Origin of the sequence: Clostridium muellerianum, assembly GCF_012926525.1 — a bacterium.
In the GTDB taxonomy this organism is placed as follows: Bacteria; Bacillota; Clostridia; order Clostridiales; family Clostridiaceae; genus Clostridium_AM; species Clostridium_AM muellerianum.
On the sequence record NZ_JABBNI010000066.1, the window covers coordinates 91,632 to 111,644 of the forward strand.

At 29.5% G+C, this 20,013-nt stretch carries 23 protein-coding genes; 22 read left to right on the forward strand and 1 reads right to left on the reverse strand.

Annotated elements, in window-relative coordinates; genetic code table 11:
* Nucleotides 1-41 precede the first annotated feature (41 nt).
* The 21 genes from HBE96_RS24035 to HBE96_RS24135 all read left to right on the forward strand — a co-directional run bounded on the left by HBE96_RS24035 (nucleotide 42) and on the right by HBE96_RS24135 (nucleotide 17,491).
* Nucleotides 42-1,238: an acetate kinase gene (locus tag HBE96_RS24035; RefSeq protein WP_169300249.1), complete on the forward strand. Its 1,197-nt coding sequence runs from the start codon at nucleotides 42-44 to the stop codon at nucleotides 1,236-1,238.
* 97 nt (nucleotides 1,239-1,335) lie between these two features.
* Entirely contained in the window at nucleotides 1,336-1,839 is a 504-nt protein-coding gene (locus HBE96_RS24040; RefSeq protein WP_169300250.1) for a YceD family protein, read from the forward strand.
* A gap of 14 nt (nucleotides 1,840-1,853) precedes the next feature.
* On the forward strand, nucleotides 1,854-2,036 hold the full coding sequence (gene rpmF / locus HBE96_RS24045; protein ID WP_007060114.1) for a 50S ribosomal protein L32: 183 nt from the start codon (nucleotides 1,854-1,856) through the stop codon (nucleotides 2,034-2,036).
* A gap of 90 nt (nucleotides 2,037-2,126) precedes the next feature.
* Nucleotides 2,127-3,137 (forward strand): phosphate acyltransferase PlsX, encoded by a 1,011-nt coding sequence (gene plsX / locus HBE96_RS24050; protein WP_169300251.1) that lies wholly within the window; start codon nucleotides 2,127-2,129, stop codon nucleotides 3,135-3,137.
* A gap of 259 nt (nucleotides 3,138-3,396) precedes the next feature.
* On the forward strand, nucleotides 3,397-3,630 hold the full coding sequence (gene acpP, locus HBE96_RS24055; protein ID WP_342590226.1) for an acyl carrier protein: 234 nt from the start codon (nucleotides 3,397-3,399) through the stop codon (nucleotides 3,628-3,630).
* 133 nt (nucleotides 3,631-3,763) lie between these two features.
* Entirely contained in the window at nucleotides 3,764-4,465 is a 702-nt protein-coding gene (gene rnc / locus HBE96_RS24060) for a ribonuclease III (protein WP_425350798.1), read from the forward strand.
* The gene (locus HBE96_RS24065; RefSeq protein ID WP_169300254.1) at nucleotides 4,458-5,546 is read left to right on the forward strand and encodes an elongator complex protein 3; all 1,089 of its coding nucleotides are present in this window, start codon (nucleotides 4,458-4,460) and stop codon (nucleotides 5,544-5,546) included. The genes rnc and HBE96_RS24065 overlap by 8 nt, the downstream gene beginning before the upstream one ends.
* A 47-nt stretch (nucleotides 5,547-5,593) precedes the next feature.
* Nucleotides 5,594-5,854: a stage V sporulation protein S gene (locus HBE96_RS24070; RefSeq protein WP_169300255.1), complete on the forward strand. Its 261-nt coding sequence runs from the start codon at nucleotides 5,594-5,596 to the stop codon at nucleotides 5,852-5,854.
* Between the two features lie 179 nt (nucleotides 5,855-6,033).
* Entirely contained in the window at nucleotides 6,034-6,132 is a 99-nt protein-coding gene (locus HBE96_RS24075) for a DUF4044 domain-containing protein (protein WP_169300256.1), read from the forward strand.
* An 11-nt stretch (nucleotides 6,133-6,143) separates the two neighbouring features.
* The gene (smc, locus tag HBE96_RS24080) at nucleotides 6,144-9,710 is read left to right on the forward strand and encodes a chromosome segregation protein SMC (RefSeq protein WP_169300257.1); all 3,567 of its coding nucleotides are present in this window, start codon (nucleotides 6,144-6,146) and stop codon (nucleotides 9,708-9,710) included.
* A gap of 34 nt (nucleotides 9,711-9,744) precedes the next feature.
* Complete coding sequence (gene ftsY, locus HBE96_RS24085; RefSeq protein ID WP_169300258.1) at nucleotides 9,745-10,656, forward strand: signal recognition particle-docking protein FtsY; 912 nt, start codon at nucleotides 9,745-9,747, stop codon at nucleotides 10,654-10,656.
* Nucleotides 10,657-10,772: 116 nt separating this feature from the next.
* A complete protein-coding gene (locus HBE96_RS24090) occupies nucleotides 10,773-11,114 on the forward strand; it encodes a putative DNA-binding protein (RefSeq protein WP_169300259.1) in 342 nt (113 codons plus the stop codon).
* A gap of 11 nt (nucleotides 11,115-11,125) precedes the next feature.
* Nucleotides 11,126-12,490: a signal recognition particle protein gene (gene ffh / locus HBE96_RS24095; RefSeq protein ID WP_169300260.1), complete on the forward strand. Its 1,365-nt coding sequence runs from the start codon at nucleotides 11,126-11,128 to the stop codon at nucleotides 12,488-12,490.
* Between the two features lie 34 nt (nucleotides 12,491-12,524).
* Entirely contained in the window at nucleotides 12,525-12,782 is a 258-nt protein-coding gene (gene rpsP / locus HBE96_RS24100; RefSeq protein WP_169300261.1) for a 30S ribosomal protein S16, read from the forward strand.
* Nucleotides 12,783-12,802: 20 nt separating this feature from the next.
* Nucleotides 12,803-13,030, forward strand: a complete 228-nt coding sequence (locus tag HBE96_RS24105; RefSeq protein WP_169300262.1) for a KH domain-containing protein — start codon at nucleotides 12,803-12,805, stop codon at nucleotides 13,028-13,030.
* Between the two features lie 84 nt (nucleotides 13,031-13,114).
* Nucleotides 13,115-13,603, forward strand: a complete 489-nt coding sequence (rimM, locus tag HBE96_RS24110; protein ID WP_169300263.1) for a ribosome maturation factor RimM — start codon at nucleotides 13,115-13,117, stop codon at nucleotides 13,601-13,603.
* Nucleotides 13,594-14,310: a tRNA (guanosine(37)-N1)-methyltransferase TrmD gene (trmD, locus tag HBE96_RS24115; RefSeq protein WP_169300264.1), complete on the forward strand. Its 717-nt coding sequence runs from the start codon at nucleotides 13,594-13,596 to the stop codon at nucleotides 14,308-14,310. The genes rimM and trmD overlap by 10 nt, the downstream gene beginning before the upstream one ends.
* Before the next feature lie 233 nt (nucleotides 14,311-14,543).
* Nucleotides 14,544-14,888, forward strand: a complete 345-nt coding sequence (gene rplS, locus HBE96_RS24120; RefSeq protein WP_169300265.1) for a 50S ribosomal protein L19 — start codon at nucleotides 14,544-14,546, stop codon at nucleotides 14,886-14,888.
* Nucleotides 14,889-14,995: 107 nt separating this feature from the next.
* The gene (gene lepB / locus HBE96_RS24125; protein ID WP_169300266.1) at nucleotides 14,996-15,511 is read left to right on the forward strand and encodes a signal peptidase I; all 516 of its coding nucleotides are present in this window, start codon (nucleotides 14,996-14,998) and stop codon (nucleotides 15,509-15,511) included.
* 37 nt (nucleotides 15,512-15,548) lie between these two features.
* The gene (ylqF, locus tag HBE96_RS24130) at nucleotides 15,549-16,397 is read left to right on the forward strand and encodes a ribosome biogenesis GTPase YlqF (protein ID WP_169300267.1); all 849 of its coding nucleotides are present in this window, start codon (nucleotides 15,549-15,551) and stop codon (nucleotides 16,395-16,397) included.
* A gap of 242 nt (nucleotides 16,398-16,639) precedes the next feature.
* Nucleotides 16,640-17,491 carry a ribonuclease HII gene (locus HBE96_RS24135; protein WP_169300268.1) on the forward strand — a complete coding sequence of 284 codons (852 nt, stop codon included), beginning with the start codon at nucleotides 16,640-16,642 and terminating at the stop codon, nucleotides 17,489-17,491.
* 202 nt (nucleotides 17,492-17,693) lie between these two features.
* Here the strand turns inward: HBE96_RS24135 and HBE96_RS24140 are convergent, their stop codons facing one another.
* Nucleotides 17,694-18,062, reverse strand: a complete 369-nt coding sequence (locus HBE96_RS24140; RefSeq protein ID WP_169300269.1) for a YraN family protein — start codon at nucleotides 18,060-18,062, stop codon at nucleotides 17,694-17,696.
* Nucleotides 18,063-18,481: 419 nt separating this feature from the next.
* Here HBE96_RS24140 and HBE96_RS24145 point away from each other — a divergent pair, with 419 nt between their 5' ends.
* Nucleotides 18,482-19,999, forward strand: coding sequence for a YifB family Mg chelatase-like AAA ATPase (locus tag HBE96_RS24145; RefSeq protein ID WP_169300270.1), 1,518 nt, complete (start codon nucleotides 18,482-18,484; stop codon nucleotides 19,997-19,999).
* Nucleotides 20,000-20,013: the final 14 nt, after the last annotated feature.

A 20,013-nucleotide genomic window follows, 5' to 3' on the forward strand; every position in this document is an offset into this window, starting at 1 on the left:
AAATAATTAAGATCTAAACATACTGAAGGAGAGATTAAAAAATGAAAGTACTAGTAATAAATTGTGGAAGTTCATCTTTAAAGTATCAGTTAATTAACATGGAAGATGAAAAAGTATTAGCAATAGGTTTAGTTGAAAGAATAGGAATAGAAGGTTCTGTATTAACTCAAAAAGTTAATGGAGAAAAATATGTTATTGAGCAACCAATGCAGGATCATAAAGTGGCTATGAGCTTAGTAATTAATGCTCTTCTTGATAAGGAACATGGTGTAATAAGTGATATGTCAGAAATATCAGCAGTAGGACATAGAGTACTTCATGCTGGTCAAAAATACTGTAGTTCGGTTTTAATTAATGATGATGTTATGGAAGCAATAAAGGATTGTATTAAACTTGGACCTCTACATAATCCAGCAAACATAACTGGTATTAATTCATGTAAGGAATTTATGCCAAATACTCCAATGGTTGCAGTGTTTGATACAGCATTCCATCAAACTATGCCAGAAGAGGCATATATATATGCTCTTCCATATGAAATGTACACTAAATATGGTGTAAGAAAATATGGATTCCATGGAACTTCTCATAAATTTGTTTCAACAGAAGCTATAAAAATGTTAAATGGTGCAAAAAATTTAAAAATAGTAACTTGTCATCTAGGAAATGGCGCTAGTATTTGTGCTATAAAAGATGGAAAAGTAATAGATACAACTATGGGATTAACTCCACTTGCAGGACTTGTTATGGGAACTAGATGTGGAGATATAGATCCATCTATAGTGCCTTTCTTAATGAAAGAAGCAAATATGTCTGCAGACGATGTTGATAATTTAATGAATAAAAAATCAGGTGTACTTGGAATATCAGGAATAAGTAGTGATTTTAGAGACATAGAAAATGCTGCTAAAGAAGGAAATAAGAGAGCACAGCTTGCTCTAAAGATATACGACTACAAAGTAAAAACTGCTATAGGTGCATATGTTGCAGCATTAGATGGAGTAGATGCAATAGTATTTACAGCAGGTCTTGGTGAAAATTCAGCAACAAATAGAGCTGATATTTGCGAAGGATTAAGTTACTTAGGAATTAAACTTGACCCAGAAAAGAATGCATTAAGAGGAAAAGCTATGGAAATAAGTACTCCAGATTCTAAAGTTAAGGTGCTTGTTATTCCTACAAACGAAGAGCTTATGATAGCAAGAGATACAAAAGAAATTGTAGATTCTGCTAAATAGGACGAAATATACTTAAATAAGTAAGAAATAAATAATTCTTGACTTTTAATGCTCATCTTTATATAATAAATGTGGCTAATATGTAGAGGTGAGCATTATGAAATTAGATGTGTCAGATTTATTAAAAAAAGAAAAAGCCGATAAAGAGCTTCATCTTGAAATTCAAGAAGCAAGTTTTTATGATGGTAATGAAACTATAAAGTTTCTACAGCCGATTAAATTTAACGGAACACTAAGTAAAATTGGTGATATGCTTACTTTAAATGGCACTATAAGCACTTTGTTAGAGTTAACTTGTTCAAGGTGTCTTGAAAAATTTAATTATGCTGTTGATATGACCATTGAAGAACAATTTACAAATAACGATGAAGCAAATAGAGATGATGATATCATCTTTATTAATAGTGATACAATAGATATCACAGAGATAATAGAAAACAATATAATAGTAGAGTTGCCAATTAAAAGGCTTTGTAGGGAAGATTGCAAAGGATTATGCCATAAGTGTGGTGTTAATTTAAATTCCGCTACATGTCAATGTGATAATGATGATATTGATCCAAGATTGGCAAAATTAAAAGACATGTTTTCGACTGATTAAGGAGGTGTTTTACTGTGGGAAATCCAGCAAGAAGATTTTCAAAAGGAAGAAGAGATAGAAGAAGAGCACAAACTTTCAAATTAAGTTTACCAGGAATAGTTGAATGTCCTCAGTGTCATGAAATGAAACTAGCTCATAGAGTATGTAAGAGTTGTGGATATTATAATGGCAAAGAAGTTGTTTCAACTGAGAAATAACAAAAGAGAAAGTCATATGGCTTTCTTTTTTTTGAATAATAATTAGTTTTTATTGCGTCTTAGAGTTGTTGGGTAAAAGGAAGTGGAAATATGATTATCGCAGTAGATGGTATGGGTGGAGATTTTGCACCGGCTGCTGTAGTAGATGGATGTGTTCAAGCTGTAAAAGAATATGATTTAAATATAATTATTACAGGAAAAAAAGACCTTATTCAGAAAGAACTAAATAATTATGAATATCCTAAGGACAAAATAGAAATACTTAATGCAGAAGAAGTAATAAGTACAAATGAAGCACCTGTTATGGCCGTTAGGAAAAAGAAGGATTCCAGCTTAGTAAGAGCTTTTCAATTAGTAAAGGAAGGAAAGGCACAGGGTGTTGTTTCAGCAGGAAGTACAGGAGCATTAATGACAGGAGCTACTCTTATAGCGGGAAGAATTAAGGGAATAGATAGAGTAACTTTAGCACCTATAATTCCAGGTAGAAATGGAGCTTTCATGGTAACGGATGTAGGAGCTAATGTAGATTGTAAACCTCAATATTTAGTTCAATTTGCTTTAATGGGTAAAATATATTTTGAAAACATTTTGAAAGTTAACAATCCAACTATAGGACTTGTAAATATAGGAGTAGAAGAAGAAAAGGGGAATGAACTTACTAAGAGTACTTATCAAATGCTTAAACTTAGATCAGATGAGTTTAATTTTGTAGGCAACATAGAACCAAGAGATGTGTGTAGTGGCAATACAAATGTTTTAGTTTGTGATGGATTCGTTGGAAATACTATACTTAAAATGTATGAAGGCACAGCAATTAATTTGTTTAGCATGATTAAAGACGAAATTATGAAATCATTCGCAGCTAAAATTGGGGCAATATTATTAAAGCCAGTATTTAGCCAATTAAAGAAAAAGTTGGACTATTCAGAATATGGGGGATCGCCATTTTTAGGCTCAAAAGCAATCTGCATAAAGGCTCATGGCAGTTCAGACAGTAAAGCTTTTAAAAATGCAATAAAGCAGGCTTATAATTGTTATGAAAATGGGATTGTAGATAAAATAAAAATTCAATTAGAAAAGTTAGCAGAAGAAAATCAATAAATCTTATTTAGTTGAGTTTGGTTTTTTTTATTAAGTTTAGACGAGTTATTTAGGGGTTTAGCCACTGTTAACTCTTGTTTTGGTAAAAAATTTAATACTGCAGCAGATAGTTATGGGATAAATAATATATTTTTGAAAATAATACGAATTTAATGAATTAATATAAAATAATTTAACATAATAAATTTTAGGAGTATTTATATTGACGATATAGTAGTTATGTAATATTATTTATGTATAAAGCTTTTAGGAGGTGACAATTATGTTTGAAAAGATACAAAGTTTAATTTCTGAACAACTTGGTATAGGTACAGAAGAAATAACTATGGAAGCATCCTTTATTGATGATTTAGGTGCTGATTCACTTGATGTTGTTGAATTAATAATGGCTTTGGAAACAGAGTTTGATTTAGAAATACCTGATGAAGATGCTGAAAAAATAACTACTGTTAGTGATGTGGTTGAATACATAAAAAATCATACTGAAGAGTAGAATTAAAGTCCCGTTATATACGGGACTTTAAATCTTTAAAAATTGTAGTTTATTCTTGAATTTGTTTTAGCATGCAGCAAACTGAAGAATAAACTTCAGAAGGAGTTAAGATATGGTAGTAAGTGAAGATGTAATAAATGAAAGTAGTGCGCTTGTAGAATTAGAAAAGAAGTTAGATGTGTGTTTTGAAAATAAACAATTATTAAATGTAGCAGTAACTCACAGTTCATATGCGAATGGAAAGAAAAACATAAAGTTTAATGAAAGATTAGAATTTTTAGGGGATTCTGTGCTTCAAATTTCTATATCTGAATATTTGTTTTTAAATTATTCCAAAAAAACTGAAGGAGAACTTACTAAAAGAAGATCATTAATTGTATGTGAAAATTCCCTTTATGAAATAGCTAAGAAGTGGGATCTTGGAAAATATATAAGAATGAGTAAAGGTGAAGAAATTACAGGTGGAAGAGAAAGAGTATCTATACTAGCGGATTGTGTGGAAGCTATAATAGCAGCTATTTATATTGATTGTGGATTTGAAAAGGCGAGAGAATTTGTACTTAGCAATTTTAAAGATACTATAGATAAAGCAATAAAAAATAAAATAATATTAGATTATAAAACAAAGCTTCAAGAAGTAATGCAGAAAAATGGAGATGTGAATATACAATATGACTTGATAAAATATGAAGGTCCTCCTCATAGAAGAAAGTTTTATACTCAGGTATCTGTAAATGATAAAACTTTAGGTAATGGAACAGGTTATAGCAAGAAGGAATCTGAACAAAGTGCAGCAAAAACGGCATTAAAGGAGCTGGAGAAAAATAATGGGTAAGAATCATTATATAATACCTATATTTGTGCCACACGAGGGATGTCCGCATAATTGTGTATTTTGCAATCAAAACACTATAACGGGAAGTAGTGGAAAAATAGATGCTGAGTTTACTAGAAACACTATAGAGGAATATTTAGGCACCATAAAAAAAGAGGATTCTGTAGTTGAAGTTTCTTTCTTTGGAGGTACATTCACAGCAATAAATATTGAGAAGCAAAAAGAATTTTTGGCTGTGGCGAAAGAATTTAAGGAAAAAGGATATATAGATTTTATACATTTGTCTACAAGACCTGATTATATAAATGATGAAATACTTACAAATCTTAAAAGTTATTCTGTAGATATAATAGAACTTGGAGTTCAGTCTTTAGATGAGGAAGTACTTTTAAAATCTGGAAGAGGCCATTCAAGAGAAGATGTAGAGAGAGCATCAAAGCTTATTAAAAAGTATGGTTTTGTATTAGGTCATCAAATTATGTTAGGACTTCCAGGGGATACTTTTGAAAAGGATATAGAAACTGCTAAAAAGTCTATACTTATGAAACCAGATATATATAGAATATATCCTTCATTAGTTATTAAAGATACGCCTATGGAGAAAATGTATAAGAGAGGCATGTATAAGCCTTATGATTTATATGAAGCAGTAGAAATATCTAAAGTAATATATTGCATGCTTACTTCAAACAATATAAATGTTATAAGAATTGGACTTCAACCAACAGAAGAAATAAATGAGGGAAAAGAAATTGTAGCTGGTCCTTTTCATCCTGCCTTTAGGGAATTAGTAGAGGGCAGTTTGTATAATGAATGTATATTAGAAGAGGTAAGTAAAATTAAAGAGGAAAATGTTACAATTAAGGTGAATGGTAGAGATATATCAAAAATATATGCAAATAAGAAAAAGTTTTTTAAAGACATTAAGCAACAATTAATTACAGTAAATATTGAAATAAAACAAGATAATAATGTACAAAGAGGATGCTTACTCTTAGCACATAGCGGAAAAAGTAAAAATGTATCGATTCTTGATTATATGAGGGATAAGTATAAAGAAGGAAAATACACCATTTTATAGAATAATACCTTATAAATATATGCATATTTGTAGGGAGGAATTATATTATGGAAGTATTAAAAGTATCAGCTCAATCTCAGCCAAAATCTGTAGCAGGAGCACTGGCAGCAGTGCTTAGAGGAAACATTTCAGCAGAAGTCCAGGCAGTTGGAGCAGGAGCGGTTAATCAAGCGATAAAGGCTATTGCAATTACAAGGGGATTTGTAGCACCAAATGGTATTGATTTGGTAGTTGTTCCAGCTTTTTCAGAAATATGTATAGAAGGAGAAGAAAGAACTGCTATCAAGTTTATTGTTGAACAAAGATAATCTAATTAGTAAAAAGCCCTGTGTAAGCAGGGTTTTTATTTTTGCATTGATATTTTAATTCATATAATATAAACTATAATTTGTATTTAAACATTACATCATAGTACTTATAAATGGATAAATTTCTAGGGAAGTTTATGATTTATGTAAAATTTTAAAATTAAGAGAGGTGTTTTCTTATGAAGAAAGAAAAAAGAGAAAAAATGACTAAAGTATTTGTAGTGGTAGTAGTAATTATATTTATGTTTGGTATAGTTGGAACGTTATTTGGAAGATAAGGAGAGGCCTTATGTTTTTAAAATCTATAGAAATAAGAGGATTTAAATCTTTTGCAGATAAAACGGAATTAGCGTTTAAAAATGGGATTATGGGGATAGTAGGTCCTAATGGTAGTGGTAAGAGTAACATCTCAGATGCAGTGCGATGGGTGCTAGGAGAACAAAGTGTAAAGACCTTAAGAGGTGGCAAAATGGAAGATGTTATTTTTGCTGGTACTCAGTTTAGAAAACCTGTGGGATTATGCCAGGTATCTTTAACACTAGATAATGAGGACAAGAAGATTCCATTAGAGTACAGCTATATTACCATATCTAGAAGATTGTATCGTTCAGGAGAAAGTGAGTATTATATAAATAATACTCACTGCAGGTTAAAAGATATTCAACAGTTATTTATGGATACAGGAATAGGAAAAGAAGGATATTCTATAATAGGTCAAGGTAAAATTGATGCGGTGTTAAGTGGTAAACCAGAAGAAAGAAGAAGTCTTTTAGAAGAAGCTGCTGGTATAGTAAAGTTTAAATGGAGAAAAGATGAAGCACAGAAAAAGCTGGAAAATACTGAGGACAACCTTGTAAGAATAGACGATATATTAGGAGCTTATAATGAAAGATTAGAGCCACTTAGTATTGAAAAACAAAAGGCTGAAAAATTCATAAAACTATCTGAAGAGCTTAAAAGCAAAGAAATAGCTATAGCAGTTCACTCTATTGAGAAGGTTCAATGCAAGTTAAATGAAATACAAGAATCAGTGAATAATGCCAATGTAAATAGCAAAGAATTAAATAACAGGCTTTTTGAAGTAAAGAATTCTATTAAGAAGTGGAATGAACAAATTGAAAGCATAAATGCAAAAAATGAAAATTATAGAAATGAATATTACAATAGCAAATCTAAAAAGCAAAATATACAATCTGAAACTTCTTTGATGCATGAGAGGCTTGAGAATTTATCTCATTTTATAGAGAAAAACTCTAAAGAACTTGAAGATGTAAAAAGTAAAATTTTAAATATGGATAAAATACAAAGTGAAGAAATTATAAAGATGAATTCATTAAAGGATGAACAAGAAAAATTAAGCACTGAAATAGATAATTATGAAGAGTTTATACAAAAAGTAAATTCATCTATTTATGATAAAAATAATTTAGTTAAAAAATTAAAAGATGATCAAATAGAATATTTAAGCACTATTGCTAATTCTAAAAATAATTTGATCATATTAAAAAATGATGTGGAAGAAACAAAACAAAAAATACAAGAATTAAAAAATTCATGTAGCAGCTATACGCATTCTATTACTATAAATTATGGTACAAAAGAAACTTTGTTGTCCAAAATAGAATCAGTTAATAATAAGATATGTGATTTTGAAAATAATATTAAAAGTAATAAACAACAAATCTCTAAAATTAACAGTTCTTTACATAACAAGGAAAAGGAATTTAAAGAGCTTAATGTTTTGCACAATAAGTTAGAAGCAAATTGTCATATGCTTATTAATTTGGAAAAACAGTATGAAGGTTACAATAGAGCTGTAAAAACACTAATGGGAGATGTGCTTAAAGGTAATGTAAGTGTAGAAAAAAATAGCTGTTTTGTATTAGGAGAAGTAATAAGTGTAAAAAAGGAGTTTGAGACAGCTATAGAAATAGCTCTAGGAGGAGCTATATCCGATGTCATAACTAAAAATGAACAAGTTGCTAAAAAGCTTATAAAGCATTTAAAAGATAATAATATGGGAAGAGCTACTTTTCTACCATTAAATATAGTTAAAGGTAAAAAAGTAGCTTATGAGAATAAAATATCTAAAATTAAAGGATATATAGGTATAGCTAGTGAACTTGTAGAATATGATGAATCTTTTAAGAATGCAATAGAATATATAATTGGTAGAACAATTGTTTGTGAAGATATGGATAGTGCTTTGAACATTGCAAAAGAGATTAACTATAGTTTTAAAATAGTTACACTTACTGGAGAAGTAGTAAATCCAGGAGGATCTCTTACAGGAGGAAGTATTTATCATAAAGGCACAAACATTATGGGAAGAAAAAGGGAAATAGAAGAAACTAAAATAAAAATACAGGATTGTGAAGAAAAAATAAAGCTTTTAAATAATGAAATAGAAAGTTTAAGAAATAATTTAAAAAATTTAGATGAACAAAATTTAAATTTGAAAGATGCAGTTTACCATGAAAATATTGAAATAACAAAAATTAAAGGTGAAATAAATACAATAGAAAGTGAAAGCAGCAAGATCAAAGAAAATTTGAAGGTATCTAATAAAGAAGTGGAATTATTAAATCAAAAACTAGAAGGTATAATAAAAGAAATAAATGGAAAAGAAGAAAATTTAAAAGAGTTATCTGAAAATCAGTTAAAAAATAATGATTCTATTACAGAAATGGAGGAAAAACTTAAAGACAAGAATAAAGAAGTTCAAAATACCAAGGAAAAACTTATTCAGCTTAAAATAAGAAAAGCCCGCATTGATGAAAATACTTCTAATAAAAAAGGTAGCTTAGAAAAGTTGCGTGCAGATATAAATGAATTAAATCAGAAAAAAGTTGAAATGGAAAAAGAAAATAAAGATTCAGAAGAAAGTATATCTAAATGCAAAACAAAAATTAATTCTAATAATGAAGAAATCAATAGAATTAATGAATGTATAATAAAGATGGAAGAAAACATTAAAAATTTAGATGTGGAATTAATTGAAGCAAAGGGAAAATTAAAAACAGCTAATGAAAAAATGGAAGATGTTAATTTACTCATTAATAAAAAAGAAGATGAATTACATAAAATGGAGCTTGCTTTAACAAAGTTTACTACAGAAAAAGAAGCTTTATATAAAAAACTTAATGAAGAACTTCAAATTACATATGCAGAGGCTTTAGAGTATAAATTAGAGATAAGTGATGTTGACACTTATAAAAAAGATATTTTAAGTTTAAAAGGTAGTATAAGTTCTTTAGGTGTAATTAATTTAGGTGCTATAGAAGAATTTAAACAATTAACTGAAAAAGTAAATTTTATGACTACTCAAAGAAATGATTTAATAAGTGCAAAAGATGAATTAGTAAGTTTAATAAATGAAATGACAGCTAAAATGAAAGTAGTATTTAATGAAAACTTTAATAAATTAAGACATAATTTTAATGAGACTTTTAGAGAACTTTTTAAAGGCGGAAATGCAGATTTGGTATTATCAAATGGTGATGAACTTACAGGAAATGTAGAAATAACAGTTCAACCTCCAGGTAAGAGGCTTCAAAATATAAATCTTATGTCTGGTGGAGAAAAAGGATTATCTGCTATAGCATTACTTTTTGCCATTTTGAAGATGAAACCTACGCCATTTTGTATATTAGATGAAATAGAAGCAGCTCTAGATGATGTAAATGTATCTAGATATGCTGAATTTTTAAAAAAGTTTTCAGAAAGTACACAGTTTATTGTTATAACCCATAGAAAAGGAACTATGGAAGCTAGTGATGTATTATATGGAGTCACTATGGAGGAAAAAGGAATATCTAAAGTGGTATCTGTAGACTTAAAGGAAGAAGTATCTTAAAAGAGATTATAATTTAACACAGGGAGGTATACAAATGTTTGGAGGATTTTTTGATAAACTAAAGAAAGGTTTAACAAAGACCAAGGATAATTTTACAGAGAAAATAACAGATATGTTAAGTGGTGCTATAACTATTGATGATGATTTATATGAGGAGTTAGAAGAAATATTAATAACAGCGGATATAGGAGTGGAGACTACATTATACATAATAGAGAAGCTAAAGGAGAAAATAAGAGAAAATAAAATTAAAGATCCTAACCTAGTTAATAATTGTCTAAAAGAAGTTATTGTAGACATACTTGGAGAAGAAAATTCTACTATAAATCCTAAAGAAACTCCTGAAGTAATGTTGGTTATAGGAGTAAATGGAGTGGGAAAAACTACATCCATAGGCAAAATATCAGCTAAATTGAAAAATAGTGGATATAAAGTGCTGATGGCAGCAGCAGATACGTTTAGAGCTGCAGCTATTGATCAACTTGAAGTATGGAGCAACAGGGCATCAGTAGACATTATAAAACATCAAGAAGGCTCAGATCCTGCGGCGGTTGTGTTTGACGCAGTACAGGCTGCTAAGGCAAGAAAAACTGATGTACTTATATGTGACACAGCAGGAAGATTACATAATAAGAAGAATTTGATGGATGAGCTTGGGAAAATCAATAGGGTAATAGATAGAGAATTTAGCGAAGTGCATAGGGAGACTCTTTTAGTGTTAGATGCTACTACAGGTCAAAATGCAGTAGAGCAGGCAAAACAATTTATGGAGGTTTGTCCTATAGACGGAATTATCTTAACTAAGCTTGATGGAACTGCCAAAGGTGGAATAGTTATTTCTATAAAACATAGTTTAAATATACCAGTAAAACTTATTGGTGTAGGTGAAGGAATTGAGGATTTACAAGAATTTAATCCAAGAGAATTTGTAGAAGCTTTATTTTAAATAAAGTGTTAAGTAAAAATACTTGACAGGCCATTAAATTTTTGATATCATATACTTCGTTGAGTTAATAATAAATCAAGGAAGTGAATTTGCAATTATAAATTGCAGTATATCCTATGGAAGAAAGAGTTAAACTTTCTATATTATTAGATTTATATGGAGAACTTTTGACAGAAAAACAAAAAGATGTTATGGATCTTTATTATAATGATGATTTATCTCTAGCAGAGATATCAGAAATTGCTAATACCAGTAGGCAGGCAGTTCATGATATTATAAAAAGGTGCCATAAACTTTTAGTTGAATATGAAGAAAAATTAAAATTAATGGATACAAAATTTAAGATTCAGCAAGTTAAGAAATGTCTTTTAGATAATATAGATGATTTGTCAATTCAAGGCGAATCTAATTTGGAAAAGTTAGAGAAAATCAAGAAATACATAATAGATAATATTTAGGAGGAGTGCTCATGGCTTTTGAAGGATTGGCTTCTAAGCTTCAGGAAACCTTAAAAAAACTTAGAGGTAAGGGTAAACTTTCTGAAAAAGATATAAAAGATGCTATGCGAGAAGTAAAGCTTGCACTTTTAGAGGCAGATGTTAACTATAAAGTTGTAAAAGATTTTGTAAAAAATGTTAGTGGTAAATGTCTTGGAGAAGAAGTGCTAAAAAGTTTAACTCCTGCACAACAGGTTGTTAAAATTGTTAATGAAGAACTTACAAGTTTAATGGGAAACACTGAAAGTGGAGTACAGTTTTCTTCTAGCGGATTAACAATCATAATGTTAGTAGGATTACAAGGTGCAGGAAAAACTACTATGGCTGGTAAACTTGCACTTCAGCTTAGAAAGAAAAACAAAAAGCCGCTTCTTGCAGCATGTGATATATATAGACCAGCAGCTATAAAACAGCTTCAAGTAGTTGGAAAACAAATAGATGTGCCTGTATTTGCTATGGGTGATAAGGTTAGCCCAGTAGATATATCAAAAGGTGCAATAGAATATGCAAAGAATAATGGATTAAATGTAGTTATAATAGATACTGCAGGTAGACTTCATATAGATGAAGAACTTATGAATGAGTTAAAAGATGTAAAAGAAAATGTAACTCCAGATGAAATTTTGTTAGTAGTAGATTCTATGACAGGTCAAGATGCAGTTAATGTGGCTAATAGTTTTAATGATCAATTAGATATAAGTGGAGTTATACTTACAAAACTAGATGGTGATACAAGAGGTGGAGCAGCTCTCTCTATAAAAGCTATGACAAATAAACCTATAAAGTTTGTGGGTTTAGGAGAGAAAATGAACGACTTTGAAGTATTCCATCCAGATAGAATGGCTTCAAGAATACTTGGAATGGGAGATGTGCTTTCCCTTATAGAAAAAGCTAAGCAATCTATAGATGAGGAAGAGGCTAAAAAAATAGGCGATCGTATGATGAGCCAGGAATTCAATTTAGAGGATTTTTTATCATCTATGAAACAAATAAAAAAACTTGGACCAATGAATAAATTATTGGAAATGGTTCCAGGAATGAATACTAAAGAACTACAGGGGGTAGACTTAAGTGGTAGCGAAAAAGAAATGGCAAAAATAGAAGCTATCATAAGTTCTATGACCACAAAGGAAAGAAGAAATCCTTCATTAGTAAGTGGATCACCATCAAGAAAGAAAAGAATTTCACAAGGATCAGGTACTACTGTTCAGCAGGTTAATAAGATTCTTAAGGATTTTGAAAATATGAAAAAGATGATGAAGCAAATGAAGGGAATGCAAAAATCTTTCAATAAAAAAGGAATGTTTGGTAAATTACCTTTTAATGGTTTTAAATAAAGTGTCTATATAATTTTTGAAGGAGGTGATACTAATGGCAGTAAAGATGAGATTAAGAAGAATGGGTGCTAAAAAAGCTCCATTTTATAGAATAGTTGTAGCAGACTCAAGATGTCCAAGAGATGGTAGATTTATAGAAGAATTAGGTTACTATAACCCATTAACTGAACCAGCTACTATAAAATTTAATGAAGAAAAAACTATTCAATGGGTAAAAAATGGTGCTCAACCAACAGATGTTGTTAAAAGACTTTTTGCAAAAGCTGGATTAAACGATAAGCTTGCAAAATAGTGTTACTGGGGGTGTAATAAATGAAAGAATTAGTTCAAATTATAGCTAAATCATTAGTTGATAACCCAGACGCGGTTCAAGTTAATGAAATTGCTGGAGAGCAATCTATTATTCTTGAACTAAAAGTTGCACCGGATGATATGGGAAAAGTAATAGGAAAACAGGGAAGAATAGCTAAGGCTATAAGAACTGTTGTAAAAGCAGCAGCTATAAAAGAAAATAAAAGAGTTGTTGTTGAAATAATTTAAGAGTTAGGTGCACCTAACTCTTTTATTATATATAAAAAAATAAAATTTTGTGAATTAATTTAAGAAATTAGGAGGCTTTATTCTATGAAGCAGTTTATTACTGTAGGACAAATAATAAATACTCATGGAGTTAAAGGGGAATTAAAAATATACCCATTAACAGATGATTTAAGAAGGTTTAGAAAACTTCAAAGAGTTTATATAGATGGCATAGAGAAATCTGTAGTTTGGTGTAAACTCCAATCAGATAAAGTTATATTAAAAATTGAAGATATTGATTCTATAGAAGAAGCTGTTAGATATAAAGAAAAGTACTTAGAAGTACCTAGAGAAGAGGCAATTAAATTGCCGGAAGGTAGTTACTTTATAGCAGATATAATTGGATGTAACGTAGTAGATGAAAATGGTGTTGAATATGGAAAAATAGCAGATGTAATTAAAACTGGCAGTAATGATGTATATTGGATAAAGGAAGAAAAAGAACTTCTAATTCCAGCTTTAAAAGATATTGTTATTAGTATGGATATGGAAAATAAAAGAATTGTAATAAAGCCGGTGGAAACATGGCAGTAAGAATAGATATTTTAACGCTTTTTCCTGAGATGTTTGATATATTCAATTATAGTATAATAGGAAAAGCTAAAGAAAAAGGTATTGTGAACATAAATACAGTAAACATAAGGGATTATACATTAGATAAACATAGAAAAGTTGATGATTACCCTTATGGCGGTGGAGCTGGTATGGTTATGGCTGCACAACCTATAGTAGATTGTATTAAAAAAGTGAAGGAAAATAATGATGGAAAGGTTATATTTTTAGGACCTAGGGGAAAGACTTTTAATCAGGAAACTGCAAAAGAACTTTCCGGGGAAGAAAAATTAATTTTTCTTTGTGGTCATTATGAAGGTATAGATGAAAGAGCTTATAAATATATAGATATGGAAATATCCCTTGGAGATTTTGTATTAACAGGTGGAGAAATGGCATGTGTACCTGTAATTGATAGTGTGTGTAGAATGATTCCAGGAGTTTTAAAAACCAGTGAAAGTTATACAGAAGAATCTTTTTATAATGGCCTGTTAGAGTATCCACAGTATACCAGACCAGAATATTTTGATGGGGAAAGAGTACCTGAAATATTAACTTCAGGTCATCATGAAAATATAAGAAAGTGGAGAAGATTGCAATCTTTAAAAATAACTAGAGATAGAAGAATAGATTTATTTAAAAAATTAAATTTGTCTGAGGAAGATAAGAAACTTTTAAAAGGTATTTGAGGTAACTTACTTATATATAATGTAAGAATTTTTACATTCATTGTTTTTACAAAAAAAATGATGTATTAATTTAATAATGTTCAGTTAGGGAACAAAACCAAATAAAAATAGAATTTTATATTGAAATATTTATATACATATGATAAAATGAGTTTTGTGCTACACAGGCGCTCCGCTGTCTGCTGTATATAGCTGGGCATGAACGTCGAATAAATTTTAGGAGGTAATGCACAATGTTAGATATAATAAAACAAATAGAAGCAGAACAAATAAGAACTGACTTACCAGAATTTAATGTAGGTGATACAGTAAAAGTTCATGTAAGAATTAAAGAAGGTAACAGAGAGAGAGTTCAAGTTTTTGAAGGAACTGTTTTAAAAAGACAAAATGGTGGATTAAGAGAAACTTTTACAGTAAGAAGAGTAGCTTACAATATTGGAGTTGAAAGAACATTCCCAGTTAATGCTCCTATCATTGAGAAAATAGAAGTAGTAAGAAGAGGTAAAGTAAGAAGAGCTAAATTATTCTACTTAAGAGATAGAGTTGGTAAAGCTGCAAAAGTAAAAGAAATAAGATAAGTAAATTTGTAAGTATTACATAAGTTAGTTATCACGTAAAAGAAATACTATGTTGAAAATGGGGCTTAATAAGTCCCTTTTTTGCATATTAGGGTGGTGTGAAAATTTTGGTAAAAGAATTAATAGAACTTGGTAAATCGGTAATTATAGCTATAATAGCAGCATTTTTAATTATAACCTTTGTATTCGAAACAGTAAGTGTTGATGGTCATTCTATGGATCCAACATTAGCTAACAAAGATAGGTTGATAGTGGAAAAAGTAAGTTATTACTTTAAAACACCAAAGCCTGGAGATATAGTTGTAATAAAGTATCCTGCAGATCCAAAGGAAAAGTTTATAAAGAGAGTAATAGGTGTTGCTGGCGATAGAGTAAAAATAGAAAACAATAAAGTTTATATAAATGATAAGCCACAAAATGAGAACTATATACTTGAGCAAAATATGCGGGATTTTAGTGAAGTAACAGTTCCAGATGGTACCATATTTGTATTAGGCGATAATAGAAATAATAGTAGAGATAGTAGATATTCAGATGTAGGATTTGTAAAATATAATATGGTTGTAGGAAGAGCTGCAATAAGAATTTTCCCATTTAGTAAATTTGGAAGTTTATATAAATAAAAATAGGGAATTTCAATGTGAGAAAGGATAAGATAACATGGCTATAAATTGGTTCCCAGGACATATGGCGAAAACTAGAAGAGAAATAAAGGAAAATTTAAAATTAGTAGATGCTATAATAGAGATAAGGGATGCAAGAATAGTAAGATCTAGTAAAAATCCAGATATAGATGATATATGTGGCACTAAGCCTAGAATAATACTATTAAATAAGAGTGATTTAAGTGAAGATAAAATAACTAGAGAATGGATAAAAACACTTTCTAAAGATAACATTAGAGTTTTAAATGTAAATTGTATTACAGGTGAGGGCTTAAAGGGCATTAAAGCAGTATTAAATGATCTTTTGAAAGAAAAGCATGAAAGAATGAAAACAAAAGGTATTGTAAATATAACTGATAGAGTTATGGTAGTAGGAATACCTAATGTAGGAAAATCGTCTTTTATAAATAAAGTTGCAAAAAGTAGTATAGCTAAAACTGGGGATAAACCTGGCGTTACTAAAAGTAGAAGGTGGATAAAAACTAAAATAGGTATTGAGCTTATGGATACTCCAGGAATTTTGTGGCCTAAGCTTGAAAGTGAAGATACTCAATTTAATCTAGCGTTTACAGGGGCAATAAAAGATGAAATAATGGATATTGAGGAATTAGCATTAAAACTTATAGAAATACTTCAAAATAGATATCCAGAAAGATTAATGGAAAGATACAAACTTAAAGAATTAAGTGAAACTCCTTTGGAAAACATGGACAATATAGGAAGAAAAAGGGGAGCTGTTATATCTAAGGGTGAAATAGATTATAATAGAGTAGCGGTAATGCTTTTAGATGAATTTAGAGGTGGAAAGATAGGACGAATTTCTCTAGAAACACCACTAAAATAGCTTTTCTAACTTGTAGATACATGGAGTTTATAATCATAACAAAAGCTATAGTTTTGGTCCTTTAGGAAAAATTAATTATTAAGATATAGATATGCAATATTGTAATTGACTTTTATTATTAACGTGATTATGGTTAATAGTAAAAGTTAATTTTATAGTAAAATTAAGCATTACAAGTTGTATATCAATAAATAGATATTAATAGTGTAAGACAGTTTCTATGAAATGGAGATATTTCAACTATGGATATATTGAATAGTGACATTTATGGTATAGAAGAAAAAGTATTTAAAGAAATTAGTGATTTAAAAATTAAAGATATTAAATTTTATGTTGATTATATAAAAGAAAATTACATTGATTTTGATAAGAATAGAATAATTCAAGCAGTACAGTGTTTAAATAATGATAGCAGAAAAAATGTACAACTCTTATCACAGAATTTAAGTAAATTCATAGTTAAACAGGATAACGAGTTACTCAGGGTTGAGTCTATGTACAATTTTGATAAGAATTTTGGTAATTATATATATGTAGCAGGGGTAGATGAGGTAGGAAGAGGACCGTTAGCAGGTCCAATAGCAGCTGGTTCAGTAGTGTTAGATTTAAGAAACAAAGACTGTAGAGATTTGATATTTGGTATTAAAGATTCTAAAAAGCTTTCATCTGCGAATAGAGAAAAATTAGCAAAAATTATAAAGAATAAAGCTATAAGTTACAATATTGCAGTTATAAATAATGTAGAAATAGATGAAAGAGGTATAGCATGGTGTAATAACGAAGTGTTAAAAAGGGCGGCATGTGGATTAAAAGTGACACCAGATTTAGTACTTTCAGATGGATATGCTGTAAAGAATTTAAATATAGAAAATGAATTTGTGATAAAGGGAGATGCCAAAAGTGCAAGTATAGCATGTGCATCTATAATAGCAAAAGTTTACAGGGATAACTTGATGAAGGAGTATGCCAAAATGTATCCTCAGTATGGTTTCGAAAGAAATGCAGGTTATGGTACGGAAGAACATATTAAAGCAATAAAGGAATATGGAATTTGTAAAATACATAGAAAAAGTTTTTTGAAAAATATTTTATAAAATTATTAATAATACTTATTGGTTCACTGAAGAGGAAGTAATTCTTATAGGAAAGTTTAATATGATAGTTTTTTAATATATATTGTATAAATAAAAATGTGAAGATTATAAATGTTTTAAATAAAAAATAATCCCTATGTTCATTAAAACATAGGGATTGCAGTTGGCATGAGCATGTGATTTTATCATATGCTTTTAAATTTTACATTTCAAAAGCATCTTTAATAAGTCGTATAGATGGAATGCTATTAGAATTGTTAAAGATGATCTCTATAACATCAAATCTGAAATTGAATTTAAAAAGTTTCTTTTTCATTATATAAATTTCTGCAGTTTTAAATATTTTTTGCTGTTTAGAATAAGTTACAGCTTCGCAAGGATTACCATACAGTGAACCATATCGGGTTTTTACTTCTATGAAGCAAATATGGTTACCATCACGTCCGATTATATCTATTTCCCCTATTCTACAGCTAAAGTTTCTGTCTAATATAGTATAACCAATTTGTCTTAGATAATTGTCAGCAATATCTTCGCCCAGGAAACCTATTTCCTTGTTAAAAGAATGCATAAATTTACTCCTTTCAAAAAAATATACTTTATTGTTTATATTAACCAATAAGTCTATAAAAATCCATTTAAGTATGTAAATTATTAGTGAAGATAAGTTAAATTGCGATTAGTATTCAAATGATTATATTAATAATTAGTTATGATATATAGATGTACAGTATCATAATTAATTATTATATGCCTTTATGAATACTAAAATTTAATTTTGGTTTTATAACAAAATAATATTTTGAAGTTGGATATCTATATTATAGAGTGAATTTTTTATAAAGCATAAGAAATGCCTTATAAATTGATATATATTAATTTTAACAATATTGATTAGTGTTGTAAACATTATCTTTTTAACAAAGATTATATATTAAAAAGTGAATATAAGTGGATATTAATGTTAATAATTGTGATGAGGTGATATTCGTGACTGTTAAAATTAATACTGCTACATTTACTGGTATACAGGGGGTAGTGGTGTCTGTAGAAGTAGATATTGCAAGAGGAATGCCATGCTTTAATATAGTTGGACTTGCAGATACTTCTGTTAAGGAATCTAAGGATAGGGTAAGAGCTGCAATAATAAATTCAGGCTTTGAATTTCCGGTGAATAGAATTACAGTTAATTTAGCTCCTGCAGATATTAGGAAAGAAGGAGCTTTATTTGATTTGCCTATAGCTATAGGCATTTTAGTAGCTACACAGCAAATAACTTTTGAAGATACTGAAGACTTTTTAATAATGGGTGAATTATCACTTTCAGGGGAATTGAAAAAGGTTAGAGGAATATTACCTATTACGATTGAAGGATTAAAAAATAATATATTCAACTTTATTTTACCCATAGAAAATGCTGACGAGTGTTCAGTAGTTAAGAAAAGCAATGTGTATGCATTTAATAATTTAAAAGAAGTAATAGGGTATATTGTGTATAGGGATTTGCTTCCACGTAGATATAAAAACAAAAGGTTAGATAGGAAAAGTTCTTTGAATTTTGAAGATATATTAGGCCAGGAAAGCTGTAAAAGAGCTGTAGAAGTTGCTGCAGCCGGAAATCATAATTTAATGATGGTTGGTCCACCTGGTTCTGGAAAAACTATGATTGCACAGAGAATTCCAAGTATACTTCCTCTTTTAAGCTATGAAGAAGCATTAGAAGTAACCAAAATTTATAGTGTTTCCGGAAATTTGAAAGATGTTAAAGGATTAATAAAGGAACGACCTTTTAGAAATCCACATCATACAACTACATGTGCTGCTTTAGTTGGAGGGGGAAGAAATCTTATGCCAGGAGAAGTATCACTTGCACATAATGGTGTTCTTTTTTTAGATGAAGTATTAGAGTTTAAAAAGTATGTTTTAGAAGTTTTAAGACAGCCTCTTGAAGATAGAACTGTGAAAATTTGTAGAGCTTCAGGAACTGTAGCATACCCTTGTAACTGCATGACCATATTTTCAATGAATCCTTGTCCATGTGGATTTTATGGTTCTGATAAACAGTGTGTCTGCAGTGACTATGAAAGAAAACGATATATAAATAAGCTATCTGGACCTATGCTAGACAGAATAGATCTCTTTACTTTTGTAAAGTCGTTGTCCTATGAAGAATTGCAGAATAAACCTAAGGGTGAATCTTCTGAAACTATAAGAAACAGGATTGAAAAATGTAGAAAAGTTCAGCAGAATAGATTTAAAAATGAAAATATATTTTGTAATTCTCAGATGGATAGTAAGTTAATAAGAAAGTATTGCAAATTAGATAATAAGTCAAATAAAATAATAGAGAAAATTTATAATAAGTACAGTTTAAGTACCAGGGCATATACTAGAATTTTAAAAGTAGCTAGAACAATAGCAGATCTAGCTGAAAGTGAGCTCATTCAAGAAATTCATGTTATAGAAGCACTGCAATATAGAAAGTTTTTAGATAAAAAAATAATTTAGGTTAAAATATAAAA

Coding starts and splice junctions, on each gene's coding strand:
- HBE96_RS24105 (WP_169300262.1), top strand. CDS start 12,803: ATGAAAGAATTAGTTCAAATTATAGCTAAATCATTAGTTGATAACCCA.
- rimM (WP_169300263.1), top strand. CDS start 13,115: ATGAAGCAGTTTATTACTGTAGGACAAATAATAAATACTCATGGAGTT.
- HBE96_RS24140 (WP_169300269.1), bottom strand. CDS start 18,062: ATGCATTCTTTTAACAAGGAAATAGGTTTCCTGGGCGAAGATATTGCT.
- HBE96_RS24070 (WP_169300255.1), top strand. CDS start 5,594: ATGGAAGTATTAAAAGTATCAGCTCAATCTCAGCCAAAATCTGTAGCA.
- HBE96_RS24075 (WP_169300256.1), top strand. CDS start 6,034: ATGAAGAAAGAAAAAAGAGAAAAAATGACTAAAGTATTTGTAGTGGTA.
- smc (WP_169300257.1), top strand. CDS start 6,144: ATGTTTTTAAAATCTATAGAAATAAGAGGATTTAAATCTTTTGCAGAT.
- HBE96_RS24040 (WP_169300250.1), top strand. CDS start 1,336: ATGAAATTAGATGTGTCAGATTTATTAAAAAAAGAAAAAGCCGATAAA.
- HBE96_RS24065 (WP_169300254.1), top strand. CDS start 4,458: ATGGGTAAGAATCATTATATAATACCTATATTTGTGCCACACGAGGGA.
- HBE96_RS24035 (WP_169300249.1), top strand. CDS start 42: ATGAAAGTACTAGTAATAAATTGTGGAAGTTCATCTTTAAAGTATCAG.
- HBE96_RS24090 (WP_169300259.1), top strand. CDS start 10,773: ATGGAAGAAAGAGTTAAACTTTCTATATTATTAGATTTATATGGAGAA.
- plsX (WP_169300251.1), top strand. CDS start 2,127: ATGATTATCGCAGTAGATGGTATGGGTGGAGATTTTGCACCGGCTGCT.
- trmD (WP_169300264.1), top strand. CDS start 13,594: ATGGCAGTAAGAATAGATATTTTAACGCTTTTTCCTGAGATGTTTGAT.
- rpsP (WP_169300261.1), top strand. CDS start 12,525: ATGGCAGTAAAGATGAGATTAAGAAGAATGGGTGCTAAAAAAGCTCCA.
- HBE96_RS24135 (WP_169300268.1), top strand. CDS start 16,640: ATGGATATATTGAATAGTGACATTTATGGTATAGAAGAAAAAGTATTT.
- ylqF (WP_169300267.1), top strand. CDS start 15,549: ATGGCTATAAATTGGTTCCCAGGACATATGGCGAAAACTAGAAGAGAA.
- ffh (WP_169300260.1), top strand. CDS start 11,126: ATGGCTTTTGAAGGATTGGCTTCTAAGCTTCAGGAAACCTTAAAAAAA.
- ftsY (WP_169300258.1), top strand. CDS start 9,745: ATGTTTGGAGGATTTTTTGATAAACTAAAGAAAGGTTTAACAAAGACC.
- rplS (WP_169300265.1), top strand. CDS start 14,544: ATGTTAGATATAATAAAACAAATAGAAGCAGAACAAATAAGAACTGAC.